Raw genomic sequence first — 15,964 nt, 5'->3', positions numbered from 1 at the left:
CGCACGGGCGCGGACGTTGACGCCGATTGTACCCGCGCCGGCTCGCGCACGGGCGGCTTTCGGGCCATGCGCCCGATTGCCTGCACGGGTTTGGCGTGCGGCGCGAGTCCGGCCGGGACACCGGCGCATGCTTCCTCGCGTGCTAAAATTCCTCGTTTGATTCCACTAATTCGCTAAGCCGCCGAGGCTCGGGCGTCGGGGCGCGCAACGCGCGCCGGGCGCCGGTGCTGCGACGCAGGATCCGATCCGATGACAACCGGTTTTCTCCAGAAAATTTTTGGCAGCCGCAACCAGCGGCTCGTCAAGCAATACCAAAAGACCGTCGCGACGATCAATGCGCTCGAAACGCAGATCGAGAAGCTGACGGACGACCAGTTGCGCGGCAAGACGGATGAGTTCCGCCAGCGGATCGCGGGCGGCGAGTCGCTCGACAAGCTGCTGCCCGAGGCGTTCGCGGTCTGCCGGGAGGCGAGCCGCCGCGTGCTGAAGATGCGCCACTTCGACGTGCAGATGATCGGCGGCATGGTGCTCCACTACGGCAAGATCGCGGAAATGCGCACCGGCGAGGGCAAGACGCTCGTCGCGACGCTGCCCGTCTACCTGAATGCGCTGGCCGGCCGTGGCGTGCACGTCGTGACGGTCAACGACTACCTCGCGCAGCGCGACGCCGAATGGATGGCGCGCCTCTACAACTTCCTCGGTCTGTCGGTCGGCATCAACCTGTCCGGCATGGAGCACGACCAGAAGCAGCAAGCTTACGCGGCGGACATCACCTACGGCACGAACAACGAATTCGGCTTCGACTACCTGCGCGACAACATGGTCTACGAGACCGACGCGCGCGTGCAGCGGGCACTGAACTTCGCGGTCGTCGACGAAGTGGACTCGATCCTGATCGACGAGGCGCGTACGCCGCTGATCATCTCCGGCCAGGCGGAAGATCACACCGAACTGTACGTGCGGATGAACGCGCTGCCGCCGCTGCTCGAGCGCCAGATCGGCGAGGAGAAGGCCGACGGCACGGGCGTCGAGAAGCCGGGCGACTACACGCTCGACGAGAAGGCGCGCCAGGTGTTCCTGACGGAGTCGGGCCACGAGAAGGCCGAGCGGCTGCTCGCCGAGTGGGGCCTGATCGGCGAGGGCGAAAGCCTGTACGCACCGCAGAACATCACGCTGATGCACCACGTGTACGCCGCGCTGCGCGCGCACACGCTGTTCCACAAGGACCAGCACTACGTCGTGCAGAACGGCGAAGTGGTGATCGTCGACGAATTCACGGGCCGCCTGATGGCGGGCCGCCGCTGGTCCGACGGCCTGCATCAGGCGGTCGAGGCGAAGGAACACGTGAAGATCCAGAGCGAGAACCAGACGCTCGCCTCGATCACGTTCCAGAACTACTTCCGCATGTACGCGAAGCTCGCGGGCATGACCGGTACGGCCGACACCGAAGCGTACGAATTCAACGAGATCTACGGCCTCGAGACGGTCGTGATCCCGACCAACCGCCCGCCGAAGCGGATCGACAAGCAGGACCAGATCTACAAGACGGCCAAGGAGCGCTACGACGCGGTGATCCGCGACATTCGCGACTGCTACGAGCGCGGCCAGCCGGTGCTGGTCGGCACGACGTCGATCGAGAACTCGGAGCTGCTGTCGCACCTGCTGAAGCAGGCCGGCCTGCCGCACGAGGTGCTGAACGCGAAGCAGCACGAGCGTGAAGCCGCGATCGTCGCGGAAGCCGGTCGGCCGAACCGCATCACGATCGCGACCAACATGGCCGGTCGCGGTACCGACATCGTGCTCGGCGGCAACGCCGAGAAGCAGGCTGCGTTCATCGACGCCGACGACGCGATCCCCGCCGACGAAAAAGCGCGCCGCATCAAGCAGCTGCACGACGAGTGGGAAACGCTGCACGAGCAGGTGAAGGCCGCGGGCGGCCTGCACATCATCGGCACCGAGCGCCACGAATCGCGCCGGATCGACAACCAGCTGCGCGGCCGTGCGGGCCGCCAGGGCGACCCGGGCTCGTCGCGCTTCTACCTGTCGCTCGACGATCCGCTGCTGCGCATCTTCGCGGGCGACCGCGTGCGCTCGATCATGGATCGCCTGAAGATGCCGGAAGGCGAGGCGATCGAGGCCGGCATCGTCACGCGTTCGATCGAGTCCGCGCAGCGCAAGGTCGAAGCGCGCAACTTCGACATCCGCAAGCAGCTGCTCGAATACGACGACGTGTCGAACGACCAGCGCAAGGTGATCTATCAGCAGCGCAATGAACTGCTCGAAGCCCACGACATCACCGAGACGATCTCGGCGATGCGTCATGGCGTGATCGCCGAAGTCGTCCACCAGTTCGTGCCGCAAGGCAGCATCGAGGAACAGTGGGACGTGCCCGAGCTCGAGGAAGCGCTGCGCAACGACTGGCAGCTCGACCTCGCGATCCAGGAAATGGTAAACGAGTCGTCGTCGATCACGGCCGAGGAGATTCTCGAAGCGGTGACGACCGCCGCCGACGAGCAGTACGAGACGAAGGTCGCGATGGTCGGCCGCGAATCGTTCAGCGCGTTCGAGCGCTCGGTGATGCTGCAGACGGTCGACCGCCTGTGGCGCGAGCACCTCGCGGCGCTCGACCACCTGCGCCAGGGCATCCACCTGCGCGGCTATGCGCAGAAGAACCCGAAGCAGGAATACAAGCGCGAAGCGTTCGAGCTGTTCGCCGCGATGCTCGAGGCGATCAAGCAGGAAGTCACGCGCATCGTGATGAACGTGCAGATCCAGTCGCCGGAGCAGCTCGAGGAAGCCGCCGAGCAGATCGAGGAGCGCGGCGGTCATCTCGAAAACGTCGAGTATCAGCATGCCGACTACGCGGAATCCGGCGCGCCGGTCGCGAACGTCGCAGCCGCCACCGCGGCCACGGCGACGGCCGACATGGTCGGTAGCGCGATGACCCACAGCGGCCCCGGCGGCGAGATGCCGAAGGTCGGCCGCAACGACCCGTGCCCGTGCGGCAGCGGCAAGAAGTACAAGCAATGTCACGGGAAGCTGTCATGATCGGCGGCGGCGAGCATTCGCGTGCCGCTTCGTTCGCAGCTTCGAGTCAGTGATGTGAGTTGCGGCGGCCCGCGCATGCGGCCGCCGGTTCTTCCAATCGATGCCGGCGCATGCCGGCATTTTCCATCCGGCAGGTGTGCCCCATGGCTGTCAATTTTCCGTCGATCGATCCCGCCCAACTCCATCCCGTCGCCGGCGTCACGCTCGGCTGGGCGGAAGCGAACATCCGCAAGCCGAATCGCAAGGACGTGCTGGTCATCTCCGTCGACGAAGGGGCGACGGTCGCCGGCGTGTTCACCGAGAATCGCTTCTGCGCCGCGCCGGTGACGGTGTGCCGCGAGCACCTGGCAAAGGTGCGTGCCGGCGGTGCGGGCATCCGCGCGCTCGTCGTGAACACGGGCAATGCGAATGCGGGCACCGGCGAGCCGGGCCTCGCGAACACGCGCGAGACCTGCTCGGAACTCGCGCGCCTCGCGGGCATCGACGCTGCACAGGTGCTGCCGTTCTCGACCGGCGTGATTCTCGAGCCGCTGCCGATCGACCGCCTGAAGGCCGGGCTGCCGGCAGCGCTCGCAAACCGCAAGGCCGCGAACTGGTACGACGCCGCGCAGGCGATCATGACGACCGACACGCTGCCGAAGGCCACGTCGCGCCAGGTGACGATCGACGGCCACACGGTCACGCTGACGGGCATCAGCAAGGGTGCGGGCATGATCAAGCCGAACATGGCGACGATGCTGGGCTTCCTCGCGTTCGATGCGAACGTGGCGCAGCCGGTGCTCGACACGCTCGTGAAGGAAGTGGCCGACCGCTCGTTCAACTGCATCACGATCGACGGCGACACGTCGACGAACGACTCGTTCATCCTGATCGCGTCGGGCAAGAGCACGCTGCCCGTGATCACGTCGACCGACTCGCCGGCCTATGCGGCGCTGCGCGACGCGGTCACGCAGGTCGCCCAGGTGCTGTCGCAGCTGATCGTGCGCGATGGCGAAGGCGCGACGAAATTCATGACGGTGCAGGTCGAAGGCGGCAAGAGCGTCGCCGAGTGCCGCCAGATCGCGTATGCGATCGGGCACTCGCCGCTTGTGAAGACGGCTTTCTATGCATCCGACCCCAACCTTGGCCGGATCCTCGCGGCGATCGGCTACGCGGGCGTCACGGATCTCGACGTGGGCAAGATCGATCTCTATCTCGACGACGTGCTCGTCGCGAAGGCCGGCGGCCGCAATCCGGCTTACCAGGAGGAGGACGGCCAGCGCGTGATGAAGCAGAGCGAAATCACGATCCGCGTGCTGCTCGGCCGCGGCGACGCGCAGGCAACGGTCTGGACGTGCGATCTTTCGCACGATTACGTGAGCATCAACGCGGATTACCGCTCCTGATCGGGAGCGCTCGAACGACATGGACAAGCTCGAACAGTTTCTGACGCGCGCGGAAGCGCTGCTCGGCCGCCTCGAGGGGATGCTTCCGCCCGCGCCGGCGGCCATCGACTGGAACGCCGCCACCGCGTTCCGCTGGCGCAAGCGCCAGGGGCGCGGCTATCTGCAGCCGGTGCCGGCAGCATCGTCGATTACGCTCGACGATCTGCACAACATCGATCGACAGAAAGGGCTGATCGAGCAGAACACGCGACAGTTCGTCCAGTGCAAGCCGGCGAACAACGTGCTGCTGACCGGTGCGCGCGGCACCGGCAAGTCGTCCCTGATCAAGGCCTGCCTGAACGCGTATGCGAAGGACGGCCTGCGCCTGATCGAAGTCGACAAGGACGACCTGCACGATCTCGGCGACATCGTCGACCTGATCGCGCAGCGTCCGGAGCGGTTCATCGTGTTCTGCGACGACCTGTCGTTCGAGGAGGGCGAGTCGGGCTACAAGGCGCTGAAGGTCGCGCTCGACGGCTCGATCGCCGCGCAGTCCGACAACGTGCTGATCTACGCGACGTCGAACCGCCGCCATCTGCTGCCCGAGTACATGAGCGACAACGAGTCGTACAAGCATCTGCCGGACGGCGAGATCCACCCCGGTGAAGTCGTCGAGGAAAAGATCTCGCTGTCGGAGCGCTTCGGGCTGTGGGTCAGCTTCTACCCGTTCAAGCAGGACGACTACCTCGACATCGTCGCGCATTGGCTGCGCCATTTCGGCTGCGCGGACGCCGAGATCGAGACGGCGCGCGGCGACGCGCTCGTCTGGGCGCTCGAGCGCGGTTCGCGTTCGGGTCGCGTCGCATGGCAATTCGCGCGCGACTGGTCGGGTCGCAAGGAGCAGGCATGAGTGCGGATTTCGCAGCAGGCGGCGTGCGCGCGCCTGATGGACGCAAGGTGACGGAGGTCGCGGTCGGCGTGATGGTGCAGGCGGACGGTCGTTACCTGCTCGCGCAGCGGCTGCAGGGCAAGCCGTACGAGGGCTACTGGGAGTTTCCCGGCGGCAAGCTGGAGGCCGGGGAGAGCGTGGAGGACGCGCTGGCGCGCGAATTGCACGAGGAACTCGGCATCGAAGTCACAGCCAGCCACCGCTGGCATACGCTCGAGCACGATTATCCGCACGCGTACGTGCGGCTCTATTTCTGCAAGGTGACGGGCTGGACGGGCGAGCCGCACAGCAAGGAAGGGCAGGCGTTCGTGTGGCAGCAGCTGCCGGTCGAGGTCGCGCCGCTGTTGCCGGCGGCGCTGCCGGTGCTGGAGCTGCTCGAGAAGGAGGCGGCGTCGCAATGACGCCGTGGCGGCTCGCCTGAAAGGCGGGCCACATCGCAGGACGGGCGGCGTCGCGCGCCGCTCAGCTGTCGCGGCGGCCGTCGGTGCCGTCTTCCTCCGACGACGGACCCTCGTCGGAGGACCCGCCGATCCGGTACTTTTCTGCGGCCCATGCGCCGAGGTCGAGCTGCTTGCAGCGGGCCGAACAGAAGGGACGGAACTTGTTTTCAGGCGTCCAGCGCACTTCTGCGCCGCACGAAGGACATTTCACAACGGTAGTCATACGAGAGCGTCGAACCGGCACGCGGCCGTTACAGATTGCACAGGGTCAGGTGGAATGGCACGTCGATGTCAACCGCACGCGGCCGCACGTCGCCGTCCTGCATGGTGAACCGCACCCACAGCATGTATTTGTTGGCGCTCGCTTCGGGAATCACGCGCAGCTCCGGGGGCACGCGCACCTGCATCAGCTGGTAGGTGCGCCCCGACAGCATCTGCTGGTAGCTGCCCTGCATCGCCATCACTTTCGAGGCCTGGCCCGATTCACGCGCGAGCCGCAGCACGATCGCAGCGGCGTCGCGCAACGGCAGCAGCGGCAGGATCCATTTCGCGATGTCCTGGCGCCGCTGTTCCGCGGGCCATTGCTGCCACGCATAGTACGACGGCAGGTCAAACTTGCACGTGCCGCCGGGAATCACCGCGCGGCTGCGGATGCTGGCGAGCCACTCGTTGTCGATCAGATGCTGCCCGGTCTTGCCCTGCATCTGCCCAAGATTGGCGAGCGTCTGCTCGATTTCACCGAGCACGGCCTCGAGCGCATTCTGTTCGATGCCCGGATTGCCGCGAAAGGGGGCGAGCGTCTGGCGTTGACGTTCGAGCTCCTTCATCAGATCCGATTTCAGGTCCGCGCGGCCCGTGACCTCGGCGATTTCGAACAGCGTCGTCAGCGCGACGTGATGTTCACGCGGGTCCTCCTGAGCCAAAAAGAACGCGAAGCGCTCGAACAGGTCTTCGAGGCGCAACAGCGTGCGAATTCGCTCGTTGAACGGATACTCGTAAAGAATCAAGCGCGCTCGCCTCTAGGGTAGGGATTGAAACAATGCAGGACATTCTAATGCTCACTGTCTACCCTAGCAACGCACCAATTTCGTACACCATCACGATCGCGCGCGGCGATCAGTGCGCGGCGGCCGCGAATGCGAGATAACGTTGGTGCAGTGCATCGACCTGTGCGGCGAGAGCTGCGGGCGTCGTCGCATCGTTGACGATCACGTCGTCGGCCGCAGCGAGACGCGCTTCGCGCGTTGCTTGTCTTGCGATGATCGCTTCGACCTGTTCGCGCGTGAAATCATTGCGCCGCATCACACGTGCGATCTGCGTCTCGACCGGGCAGTCGACGACCAGCACGCGATCGCTGCGCGCCTTCCAGTTACCTGACTCGACGAGCAGCGGCACGACGAAGATCACGTAAGGGCCCTGCGCTTCGCGGGCCTCGCGCTCGGTCTCGGCGCGGATCAGCGGATGCGTGATCGCTTCGAGGCGCCGGCGCGCGTCGTCGTCGCTGAAAATGAGTGCGCGCATCTTTGCACGGTCGAGCGAGCCGTCGGCCGCGACGAAGTCCGGTCCGAATGCATGTTCGATCGCCGGCATCGCGAGGCCGGCCGGTGCGGTGATGCGGTGCGCGATCAGGTCGGTATCGACGATCGATGCACCGCGTGCGGCGAACATGTCGGCGACGGTCGTCTTGCCGCTGCCGATGCCGCCGGTGAGTCCTATTGCAAACATGTGAGCCTCCGCCGTGCCGTCACGAGGCAGCGAAGCGCCTCCCCGCGACGCAGCGAACATGGCGGCCGCCGGCGGTGCGTCATGTCAGCCGCCGAGTGCCGAATAGAAAGGGGTGCCGAAAAACAGCGTCGCGACGCCGCCTGCCGCGAGGAACGGGCCGAACGGAATCGGCTCCTCGAAGCGCATGCGTCCGCGCCAAGTCGCGACGAGCCCGACGAGCGCGCCCGTCACCGCGGCGAACAGCACGACCTGCGGCAGCGCGGCCCAGCCCATCCATGCGCCGAGCGCGGCGAGCAGCTTCAGGTCGCCGAAGCCGATGCCCTCGATGCCGCGCAACCATTTGAACAGCCAGTAGATCGACCACAGGAACAGGTAGCCGGCCATCGCGCCGACCACGGCCGAACGCAGCGACGTGAACGTGCCGCCGAGGTTCAGTGCGAGCCCGGCCCAAAGCAACGGCAGCGTCATCGAATCGGGCAGGTACCCGGTCCGGATATCGATCGCGCTCATTGCCAGCAGTGCCGCGCACAATCCGAACGCGGCGAGTGCGGCGACGGTGGGGCCGAACGCGGCGAGCGAACCGGCGGCGAGCAGCGCACCGGCGAGCTCGACGAGCGGATAGCGTACGCCGATCGCATGGCCGCACTGACGGCAGCGCCCGCGCAACAGCAAGTAGCTGACGAGCGGGATGTTCTCCCACGCACGCAGCACGTGACCGCAATGCGGGCAGGCGCTGCGCGGGCGCCACAGGTCGTAGCGCGGCGGATAGCCGTCGTCCGGCGGCGTGCTTGCACTGCCGGTCGCTTCGGCGATCTCGGCCTGCCAGGCGCGCTGCATCATCACCGGGATCCGGTGCACGACGACGTTCACGAAGCTGCCGACGCACAGGCCGAGCACGACGGCGAACGCATACTGCACCGCGGGCGGCAGCATCGCCAGCGCGAGCAACGTGCTGTCGGGCGAGTCGAATACGGTTATGAGGGGCGCGGACGTCATGGGGCTCGGGTTCGGGCATGAAAGGCGACAGAATCGGTTGCGATGCTACACCACGTTGCCCAGCTGAAGGATGGGCAGATACATCGCGATCACGAGGCCGCCGACGAATGCGCCCAGCACGATCACGATCAGCGGCTCGCCGAGCGCGGCGAGCGCATCGAGGCGCGCGTCGAGCTGACGCTCGCATAGCGCGGCGATATCGGCGAGCATCGTGTCGAGCGCACCGGTTTCCTCGGCGACGGCGATCGGCTGCACGACGTCGTCCGGGAAGCATCCCGCCGCGTGCATCGCATCGGCCAGACGCGCGCCGCGCAGCACGCGCGTCGCGATCTGTACGGTGGCCTGTTCGAAGACCGGATGGCCGGCGGTGCGCTCGAGCGTGGCGAACGCGTCGGCGAGCGGGACGCCCGCGCCGAGCAGCGTTGCAAGCGAGCGGCACCAGCGCGCGGTCGCGAAGCGTATGAGCGCGGTGCCGACGAGCGGCAGATTCAACAGATGCCGCGCGACCGTATAGCGCAGCGAAGGCGAGCGCCGCAGCGCGTGGCGCGCGACGAGTCCGGCGCCGGCTGCGCCCGCAACCAACGTGCCACCCCAGGCCGATGTCGCGGACGAGAGGGCGAGCAGGGCGCGGGTTGGTGCCGGCAGCGCCGCGCCGAAACCGTCGAAAATCTGTCGGAACGTCGGCACGACCCACACCATCAGCGCGGCCGAGATCGCGAGCGCGAACACGATGACGGCGACCGGGTATGCGAGTGCGGCACGCAGCTTGCGCCATTGCGCGTCGGCGCGTTCCCGGTGCTCCGCGACGCGGGTCAGTACGGTACCGAGCGCACCCGATGCCTCGCCCACCTCGATCAACTGGCGATACAGCGTGCCGAACTGGGACGGATAGCGTGCGAGCGCGGCGGCGAAGCGTTGCCCGCCGATGATCTCGCGCGCGAGACCGGCGGCGATGCGCGGCAACCCGTCGCGTGTACGGGTGCGGGCGAGCATCTCGAGCGACGGTGCAAGCGGTAGTCCGGCTTGCAGCAGGCTCGCGAGCTGACGCGTGAAGCGCGTGACCTCTCGTGCGCCGGCCGCGGGTGGTCGGGCCGCGCCGCGGACGTCGAGCGACAGCACCGCGACGCCGTCGCGCGCGAGTGCTGCTCGTGCGGCGGCTGCATCGAAGGCGATGACGTTCCCGCGGCATGGCGTGCCGTCGCGACGACGGCCGCGCCACGCGAAGCAGGTTTCCTTTGGCGGTGCATGCATGGCGATCATGCGTCGGGCGTCGCGGCCAGCGCTTCCGCGATGCTCGTCGTGCCGTCGCGGACGTGCGCGAGTGCCGCGTCGCGCAGACTGCATACGCCCTCGGACGCCGCGCATTGCGCGAGCGTGCCGACGCTTGCGCGTGCGACGATGTGCTCCGCCATTGCCGGTGAAACCGGCATCGTCTGATGCAGGCCGATCCGGCCGCGATAACCGATGCCGTGACAGGTGGCGCAGCCGTGCGCGACGAACGGGCGCCATCCGGATTCCAGCGCTGCCGAATCGCAGCCTGCTTCGCGCAGCGCGCGTGCCGATGCGTCCGAGCGCACGCGGCAGACGGTGCAGAGGCGCCGAACGAGGCGTTGTGCGGTGACGAGGCGCAACGCGGCCGCCAGGTTGTATGGTGCGACGCCGATGTCGAGCAGGCGCGCGACGGCTGTCGGCGCGTCGTTCGTGTGCAGCGTCGACAGCACGAGGTGCCCGGTCTGCGCGGCCTTGATCGCGACGTCGGCCGTCTCCGCATCGCGAATCTCGCCGACCATGATGACGTCCGGGTCCTGCCGCAGCAGCGCGCGCAGCGCAGTGGCGAAAGTGAGCCCGGCTTTTTCGGCCACGCCGACCTGGTTGATGCCGTCGAGCTGAATCTCGGCTGGATCCTCGACCGTGCACACGTTGTGCGCATCGCGGTCGAGCATCTGCAGCGCGCAATAGAGCGACAGCGTCTTGCCGCTTCCGGTCGGCCCGGTGACGAGCACGAGACCGTGCGGCGCGCGAATCGCGGCCTCCATCGCCGCGGCCTGCCGCGCGTCGAAGCCGAGGCGCGCGAGCGTGAGGTCGGGCGGCAACATTTCCAGGCGGCGCAACACGAGCTTCTCGCCGAACAGCGTGGGCAGCGAGCTGACACGGTAGTCGCCTCGCATGCCGCCGTCGACCGCGATGCGCAGCCGGCCGTCTTGCGGAAGCCGGCGCTCGGCGATGTCCATGCGGGCGAGCACCTTGATGCGGGTCACGAGTGCGTCGCGCAGATGAGCTGGCGGCCGCGCGTGTTCATGCAGGACGCCGTCGATGCGCAGGCGGATGCGCCAGCCTCCTTCGAACGGCTCGACGTGGATGTCGGACGCGTTGCGCACGCGGGCGGCGTGCAACGTGTCGGTCAGCAGCCGTACGGCGGGCGAGTCGTCGAGTTGCGCCGCATCGAGCGGCCGGGGCGTTTCAGCGGGCGATGCGTCGAGGGAGGCAGGCGGCCGCTGCGTGCGCGGCGGCGCCCCGGGAGGTGGGAAGTGCATGTGAGCCGGCGCTCGGCCGCCAGTTGATCGTGACCAGCAAATGGTCGCGTATCGCGAGCGGCGCCGACAGTCGGCCGTTCGGCTAGCGCGCGGCGCGTGCGCGCGTGCCGCGCGGCTTGAAGAGCTTGACGGTGCGCACGGCCTGATCGTCGCTGCGCATGACCTCGAGCATCACGTCACGGATTTTCAGGCACACGTCGCCTTCGGGAATTTCCTCGAGGATTTCGAGGATCAGGCCGTTCAGCGTCTTCGGTCCGTCGGTTGGCAATTGCAGGTGCAACCAGCGGTTCAGTTCGCGCAGCGGCATGCTGGCGGCGACGATGCATTCGCCGTTCTGGTCCCAGCCGCCCGCGCGTTCGCCGCGCGGCATCGACGTCGTGAATTCGCCGATCAGTTCCTCGATGATGTCCTCGGGCGTGACGAGCCCCTCGAGTTCGCCGTACTCGTTGACGACGAGCGCGGTTCGCTGCCGGCTTTCCTGAAAATACTGGAGCTGCTGGACGACCGGCGTGCCCGACGGCACGTAGTACGGCTCGGCGAGCAGCGTGCGCAACGTTTCGCGGTCGAAATCCTGGTTGTGCAGTGCGGTGAGTGTCTTCCGGACGTGCAGCACGCCGAGCACCTTGTCGATGTCGCCTTCGTAGACGACCAGGCGGTTGTGATAGCAGGTCTCGAGCTGATGCAGGATGTCGTCGAGCGGCGCGTAGAAGTTGAGCGATTCGATTTGCCGACGCGGCACCATCACGTCGTCGACCGTGATGTTCTCGAGGTCGAACAGGTTGAGCAGGATGCTGCGGTGCTTCGTCGGCATGAAGCTGCTCGATTCGAGCACGATCGCGCGCAGCTCGTCGGCCGACATCCGCTGATCGCGGCCCTTCTTCGTGTTGATACGCAGCACCCAGAGCACGCCGTTCGCGAGCGCGTTGACGAACCAGACGACCGGCTTGAACACGCGCATCAGCGGCGCGATCACGAGACTGGCGGGCAGCGCGATGCGCTCGGGAAAGGTTGCGCCGACGATCTTCGGCGCGATTTCCGCGAACACGATGATCAGGAACGCGACGATGCCGGTCGCGATCGACAGCGCGAGGTTGTTACGGCCGAACGTATGCAGCGCGAGCGAGGTCGTCAGAACCGGGATGATCGTGTTGAACAGATTGTTGCCGATCAGGATCACGCTGAGCAGCAGGTCGGTGCGCGTGAGAAGACCCTGCGTGGTTTTCGCGCCGAGCACGCCCTGGCCGGCGAGGTGTTTCAGCCGATGGCGGTTGAGCGCCATCATCGCGGTCTCGGAAATGGAAAAGAAGCTGGAGCAGAGGAGAAGCAGGAAGACGGCGCCGATTTGCGCCCATAAGGGAATTTGGTCCACGCGTCAGAAGGGCAGTGAAGGACAGGGATGGAGGGAATATAGCAGAGGCCGGCGGCCGGGATGTGTCGCACGCGGCATCGGGCCCGTGCGACCGGGCAAAACGAAGGCAAAAAAAAACCGTGCACATGGTGCACGGTTTTTTCAAATCTGGTCGGGGTGAGAGGATTCGAACCTCCGGCCTCTACGTCCCGAACGTAGCGCTCTACCAGGCTAAGCTACACCCCGATTTTTTGCTCTTCCGACTCTGGCGCCTTCGTGAAGATCGCTGCGTCGTCTCAAGCAAGAACGTAACTATAACGATGTTTTTTCTAAAAGGGAATACCTTGTTGAAGAAATTTTTCGAGGCAAGGTATCGCGTTCCCTTCGCGGCGCGTTTACGACTGCCGCGACGTCGAGTACGAGCACAGCCCGAGCAGGCTTTCCTTGTAGATCGAATCCGGGAACGCGGCGATCGCGGCCGCAGCGGCCTGTGCTTCCTGGCGCGCGCATTCGAGCGTATGGTCCAGCGCGCCCGAACGCGTGATCGCGTCGAAAATCGTATCGAAGCGATCGGTGCCGCCTTGTTCGATCGCCTCGCGCGCGAGCGCCGATTGTTCGGGCGTGCCGCGTTCGATCAGATAGATGAGCGGGAGCGTCGGTTTGCCTTCGCGCAGATCGTCGCCGGCATTCTTGCCCATCGCTTCGGCCGTGCCCGCGTAGTCGAGCCAGTCGTCCATGATCTGGAATGCGGTGCCGATCCGGCGGCCGTATTCGGCCGCGGCGGCTTCGGTCGGCGCATCGGCGCCGGCGAGCACCGCGCCCAGGCGGGCCGATGCCTCGAACAGCTTCGCCGTCTTGTAGCGGATCACCTGCATGTAGCGCGACTCGTCGACGTCCGCGTCGTGCATGTTCAGAAGCTGCAGCACTTCGCCCTCGGAGATGATCGTCGTCGCTTCCGACAGGATTTCCATCACGCGCATCTTGCCGACGCCGACCATCATCTCGAACGAGCGCGAATAGAGGTAGTCGCCGACCAGCACGCTCGCCGCATTGCCGAACAGCGCGTTCGCCGTCTGGCGGCCGCGCCGCAGTTCGGATTCGTCGACGACGTCGTCATGCAGCAGCGTGGCCGTGTGGATGAACTCGACGACGGCGGCCAGCACGTGCCGCTGGTGCGACGTCTCGCCGAGCGCACCGGCGACGAGCAACAACAGGGCCGGACGCAGCCGCTTGCCGCCCGCGCCGATGATGTACTCGGCGATCTGGTTGATCAGCAGCACGTCGGACGCGAGGCTTTGCCGGATAACGCGATTCACCTGCTCCATGTCGCTGGCGATCGGGGCGAGCAGGTGGGCGGCGCTGAGGGTGGGGGAGGCGGTGGACGACGACATGATGATCGAAATGGGTGATGCCGCGGATTATAAGTCGAATCCGCGATATCCCGGTCTGTCGGACGTGCCGGCACCGTGATTTTGGCCGTCCGGCCAGGGCTTGCGCGCGGCAATCGTGGATCGGCTTTGACTTGGGTGCTAACCCCATGTATAATCACGTGTTTTCCGCGCGTGGTGTGCGGAAAAATTGGATCCAGAGTGAGGTTCTCAATGTACGCGGTCATAAAAACCGGCGGCAAGCAGTACAAGGTTGCCGTTGGCGAAAAACTCAAAGTAGAACAGATACCGGCTGACATTGACGCTGAAATCACGCTCGACCAGGTTCTCGCAGTGGGCGAAGGCGAATCGATTAAGTTCGGTACGCCGCTGGTCAGTGGGGCTTCCGTCAAGGCCACCGTTGTGTCGCACGGTCGTCATGCCAAGGTCACCATCTTCAAGATGCGTCGCCGGAAGCACTACCAAAAGCACGGCGGCCACCGCCAGAACTACACTGAGCTGCGCATCGACGCGATCAACGCGTAAGCGCCTCGGTAAAGGAGCAATCAGATGGCACACAAAAAGGCAGGCGGCTCTTCCCGGAACGGCCGCGACTCCGAGTCGAAACGTCTCGGCGTGAAAGTGTACGGCGGCCAGGCGATCAACGCTGGCGGCATCATCGTGCGTCAGCGCGGTACGCGCATGCACGCTGGCGAGAACGTCGGCATGGGCAAGGATCACACCCTGTTCGCGCTGGTCGACGGTCACGTCAAGTTCGCGACCAAGGGCGCGGACAAGAAGCATCTGGTCATCGTCGTCCCGGCGGCTGCCTAAGTTCAGGCACCCACGGGCTTCGTAGCCGAAAGGCCCCGCAGTCTTCGCGGGGCCTTTTTTTATTTGGCCGCCGGGCGCATGTGCGCACCGGCGGCTGTCGCGAAACGGCGGGCAATCGGCCGAACGGCAGATTGTTCAAGCGCGCCGGCGCGCGGCACAATAGCGGAAATACTGGTCGGAGTGACGAATGAAGTTCATTGACGAAGCACGAATCGAAGTCATCGCCGGCGACGGAGGCGATGGCAGCGCGTCGATGCGCCGCGAGAAATTCGTCCCGTTCGGCGGGCCGGATGGCGGCGACGGCGGCCGGGGCGGCAACGTCTACGCGATCGCCGACCGCAACATCAACACGCTGATCGACTACCGTTACGCGAAGAAGCACTTGGCGCGCAATGGCGAAAACGGTCGCGGATCCGATTGCTACGGCAAGGGCGGTGACGACGTCACGCTGCGCATGCCGGTCGGCACGGTCGTGACGGACATGGACACGGGCGAATTGATCGCCGACCTCACCGAGCACGATCAGCAGGTGATGCTCGCGAAGGGCGGCGCAGGCGGCCTCGGCAACCTGCATTTCAAGTCGAGCACGAACCGCGCGCCGCGCCAGAAAACCGACGGCAAGCCGGGCGAACGGCGCATGCTGAGGCTCGAACTGAAGGTACTCGCCGACGTCGGTCTGCTCGGCATGCCGAACGCCGGCAAGTCGACCTTCATCTCGTCGGTGTCGAACGCGAAGCCGAAGATCGCCGACTATCCGTTCACGACACTCGCGCCGAACCTCGGCGTCGTGCGCGTCGGCCCGAGCAAGAGCTTCGTGATCGCCGACATCCCGGGGCTGATCGAGGGCGCAGCCGAAGGTGCGGGCCTCGGCCACCAGTTCCTGCGACACCTGCAGCGCACCGGTGTGCTGCTGCATCTCGTCGATTTGGCTCCGTTCGACGAAAGCGTCGATCCGGTCGCGGAAGCAACCGCGATCGTCGGCGAACTGCGCAAGTACGACGAGGCGCTCTACGAGAAGCCGCGTTGGCTCGTCCTCAACAAGCTCGACATGGTGCCGGAAGACGAGCGCGAGGCGCGCGTCGCCGATTTCCTCGACCGTTTCGGCTGGGACGGCCCGGTGTTCGAGATTTCGGCGCTCACGGGTCAGGGCTGCGAAGCGCTGTGCTACGCGATCTACGACTACCTCGCCGAGCATTCGGACGCGCATCGCGCGGCGGAAGAGGAAGATCTGGCCGCGGACGTGCGCTTCCGCGATGCGCCGCCCGCCGATGGCGGCGCGACGCCCGGCGACGACGCCTGAGCGGGGCCGGAACGCACCGGGCGTCGCGCCTGGTGCCGGAATTTAATCGCGCCCTGTCG

15 protein-coding genes and 1 tRNA gene are annotated in these 15,964 nt (G+C 66.1%); 7 read left to right on the top strand and 9 right to left on the bottom strand.

From position 1 onward, the window contains the following. The first annotated feature begins 249 nt into the window (after positions 1-249). The 4 genes from secA (at position 250) to WS45_RS16175 (ending at position 5,762) form a co-directional block, all read left to right on the top strand. On the top strand, positions 250-3,048 hold the full coding sequence (gene secA / locus WS45_RS16190) for a preprotein translocase subunit SecA (protein ID WP_059700733.1): 2,799 nt from the start codon (positions 250-252) through the stop codon (positions 3,046-3,048). A 143-nt stretch (positions 3,049-3,191) separates the two neighbouring features. Continuing rightward, on the top strand, positions 3,192-4,433 hold the full coding sequence (argJ, locus tag WS45_RS16185; RefSeq protein WP_059700732.1) for a bifunctional glutamate N-acetyltransferase/amino-acid acetyltransferase ArgJ: 1,242 nt from the start codon (positions 3,192-3,194) through the stop codon (positions 4,431-4,433). A 19-nt stretch (positions 4,434-4,452) separates the two neighbouring features. Continuing rightward, positions 4,453-5,322 (top strand): ATP-binding protein, encoded by an 870-nt coding sequence (locus tag WS45_RS16180; protein WP_059688955.1) that lies wholly within the window; start codon positions 4,453-4,455, stop codon positions 5,320-5,322. Further along, the gene (locus WS45_RS16175; protein ID WP_059535183.1) at positions 5,319-5,762 is read left to right on the top strand and encodes an NUDIX domain-containing protein; all 444 of its coding nucleotides are present in this window, start codon (positions 5,319-5,321) and stop codon (positions 5,760-5,762) included. The genes WS45_RS16180 and WS45_RS16175 overlap by 4 nt, the downstream gene beginning before the upstream one ends. A gap of 61 nt (positions 5,763-5,823) precedes the next feature. On the opposite strand, the gene WS45_RS16170 is transcribed toward WS45_RS16175, so the two are convergent. From WS45_RS16170 to WS45_RS16130, 9 genes are all read right to left on the bottom strand, one after another. Then, entirely contained in the window at positions 5,824-6,024 is a 201-nt protein-coding gene (locus WS45_RS16170; protein ID WP_039317342.1) for a DNA gyrase inhibitor YacG, read from the bottom strand. A gap of 28 nt (positions 6,025-6,052) precedes the next feature. After that, positions 6,053-6,808, bottom strand: coding sequence for a cell division protein ZapD (gene zapD, locus WS45_RS16165; RefSeq protein WP_059700731.1), 756 nt, complete (start codon positions 6,806-6,808; stop codon positions 6,053-6,055). A 109-nt stretch (positions 6,809-6,917) separates the two neighbouring features. Next, entirely contained in the window at positions 6,918-7,526 is a 609-nt protein-coding gene (gene coaE / locus WS45_RS16160; protein ID WP_059688953.1) for a dephospho-CoA kinase, read from the bottom strand. An 84-nt stretch (positions 7,527-7,610) separates the two neighbouring features. Continuing rightward, the gene (locus WS45_RS16155; RefSeq protein ID WP_059700730.1) at positions 7,611-8,522 is read right to left on the bottom strand and encodes a prepilin peptidase; all 912 of its coding nucleotides are present in this window, start codon (positions 8,520-8,522) and stop codon (positions 7,611-7,613) included. A 45-nt stretch (positions 8,523-8,567) separates the two neighbouring features. Then, a complete protein-coding gene (locus WS45_RS16150; RefSeq protein ID WP_059700729.1) occupies positions 8,568-9,782 on the bottom strand; it encodes a type II secretion system F family protein in 1,215 nt (404 codons plus the stop codon). Then, a complete protein-coding gene (locus WS45_RS16145) occupies positions 9,779-11,056 on the bottom strand; it encodes a GspE/PulE family protein (RefSeq protein WP_059700728.1) in 1,278 nt (425 codons plus the stop codon). The genes WS45_RS16150 and WS45_RS16145 overlap by 4 nt, the downstream gene beginning before the upstream one ends. An 82-nt stretch (positions 11,057-11,138) precedes the next feature. Then, positions 11,139-12,425 (bottom strand): HlyC/CorC family transporter, encoded by a 1,287-nt coding sequence (locus tag WS45_RS16140; protein WP_082721944.1) that lies wholly within the window; start codon positions 12,423-12,425, stop codon positions 11,139-11,141. A 148-nt stretch (positions 12,426-12,573) separates the two neighbouring features. Then, positions 12,574-12,650 (bottom strand) — tRNA-Pro (locus WS45_RS16135). Between the two features lie 149 nt (positions 12,651-12,799). Further along, positions 12,800-13,795, bottom strand: coding sequence for a polyprenyl synthetase family protein (locus WS45_RS16130; protein ID WP_059700727.1), 996 nt, complete (start codon positions 13,793-13,795; stop codon positions 12,800-12,802). Between the two features lie 210 nt (positions 13,796-14,005). On the opposite strand from WS45_RS16130, the gene rplU reads away from it, so the two are divergent. From rplU to cgtA, 3 genes are all read left to right on the top strand, one after another. Further along, complete coding sequence (rplU, locus tag WS45_RS16125) at positions 14,006-14,317, top strand: 50S ribosomal protein L21 (RefSeq protein ID WP_006025184.1); 312 nt, start codon at positions 14,006-14,008, stop codon at positions 14,315-14,317. Positions 14,318-14,341: 24 nt separating this feature from the next. Beyond that, a complete protein-coding gene (rpmA, locus tag WS45_RS16120) occupies positions 14,342-14,605 on the top strand; it encodes a 50S ribosomal protein L27 (RefSeq protein WP_006476999.1) in 264 nt (87 codons plus the stop codon). A 187-nt stretch (positions 14,606-14,792) separates the two neighbouring features. Then, the gene (gene cgtA / locus WS45_RS16115; protein WP_059535195.1) at positions 14,793-15,905 is read left to right on the top strand and encodes an Obg family GTPase CgtA; all 1,113 of its coding nucleotides are present in this window, start codon (positions 14,793-14,795) and stop codon (positions 15,903-15,905) included. The last annotated feature ends 59 nt before the right edge of the window (positions 15,906-15,964 follow it).

It is taken from the genome of Burkholderia sp. RF2-non_BP3 (assembly GCF_001522185.1).
GTDB lineage: Bacteria > Pseudomonadota > Gammaproteobacteria > Burkholderiales > Burkholderiaceae > Burkholderia > Burkholderia diffusa.
The sequence above is the reverse complement of the archived record's forward strand: the minus strand, read 5'-3'. Positions and strand labels throughout refer to the sequence as shown.

Excerpts from the sequence above, each read along its gene's own strand:
- rpmA (WP_006476999.1), top strand. The coding sequence starts at position 14,342 with ATGGCACACAAAAAGGCAGGCGGCTCTTCCCGGAACGGCCGCGACTCC.
- cgtA (WP_059535195.1), top strand. The coding sequence starts at position 14,793 with ATGAAGTTCATTGACGAAGCACGAATCGAAGTCATCGCCGGCGACGGA.
- WS45_RS16180 (WP_059688955.1), top strand. The coding sequence starts at position 4,453 with ATGGACAAGCTCGAACAGTTTCTGACGCGCGCGGAAGCGCTGCTCGGC.
- secA (WP_059700733.1), top strand. The coding sequence starts at position 250 with ATGACAACCGGTTTTCTCCAGAAAATTTTTGGCAGCCGCAACCAGCGG.
- WS45_RS16145 (WP_059700728.1), bottom strand. The coding sequence starts at position 11,056 with ATGCACTTCCCACCTCCCGGGGCGCCGCCGCGCACGCAGCGGCCGCCT.
- rplU (WP_006025184.1), top strand. The coding sequence starts at position 14,006 with ATGTACGCGGTCATAAAAACCGGCGGCAAGCAGTACAAGGTTGCCGTT.
- argJ (WP_059700732.1), top strand. The coding sequence starts at position 3,192 with ATGGCTGTCAATTTTCCGTCGATCGATCCCGCCCAACTCCATCCCGTC.
- WS45_RS16175 (WP_059535183.1), top strand. The coding sequence starts at position 5,319 with ATGAGTGCGGATTTCGCAGCAGGCGGCGTGCGCGCGCCTGATGGACGC.
- WS45_RS16130 (WP_059700727.1), bottom strand. The coding sequence starts at position 13,795 with ATGTCGTCGTCCACCGCCTCCCCCACCCTCAGCGCCGCCCACCTGCTC.
- WS45_RS16150 (WP_059700729.1), bottom strand. The coding sequence starts at position 9,782 with ATGATCGCCATGCATGCACCGCCAAAGGAAACCTGCTTCGCGTGGCGC.
- WS45_RS16170 (WP_039317342.1), bottom strand. The coding sequence starts at position 6,024 with ATGACTACCGTTGTGAAATGTCCTTCGTGCGGCGCAGAAGTGCGCTGG.
- coaE (WP_059688953.1), bottom strand. The coding sequence starts at position 7,526 with ATGTTTGCAATAGGACTCACCGGCGGCATCGGCAGCGGCAAGACGACC.
- WS45_RS16155 (WP_059700730.1), bottom strand. The coding sequence starts at position 8,522 with ATGACGTCCGCGCCCCTCATAACCGTATTCGACTCGCCCGACAGCACG.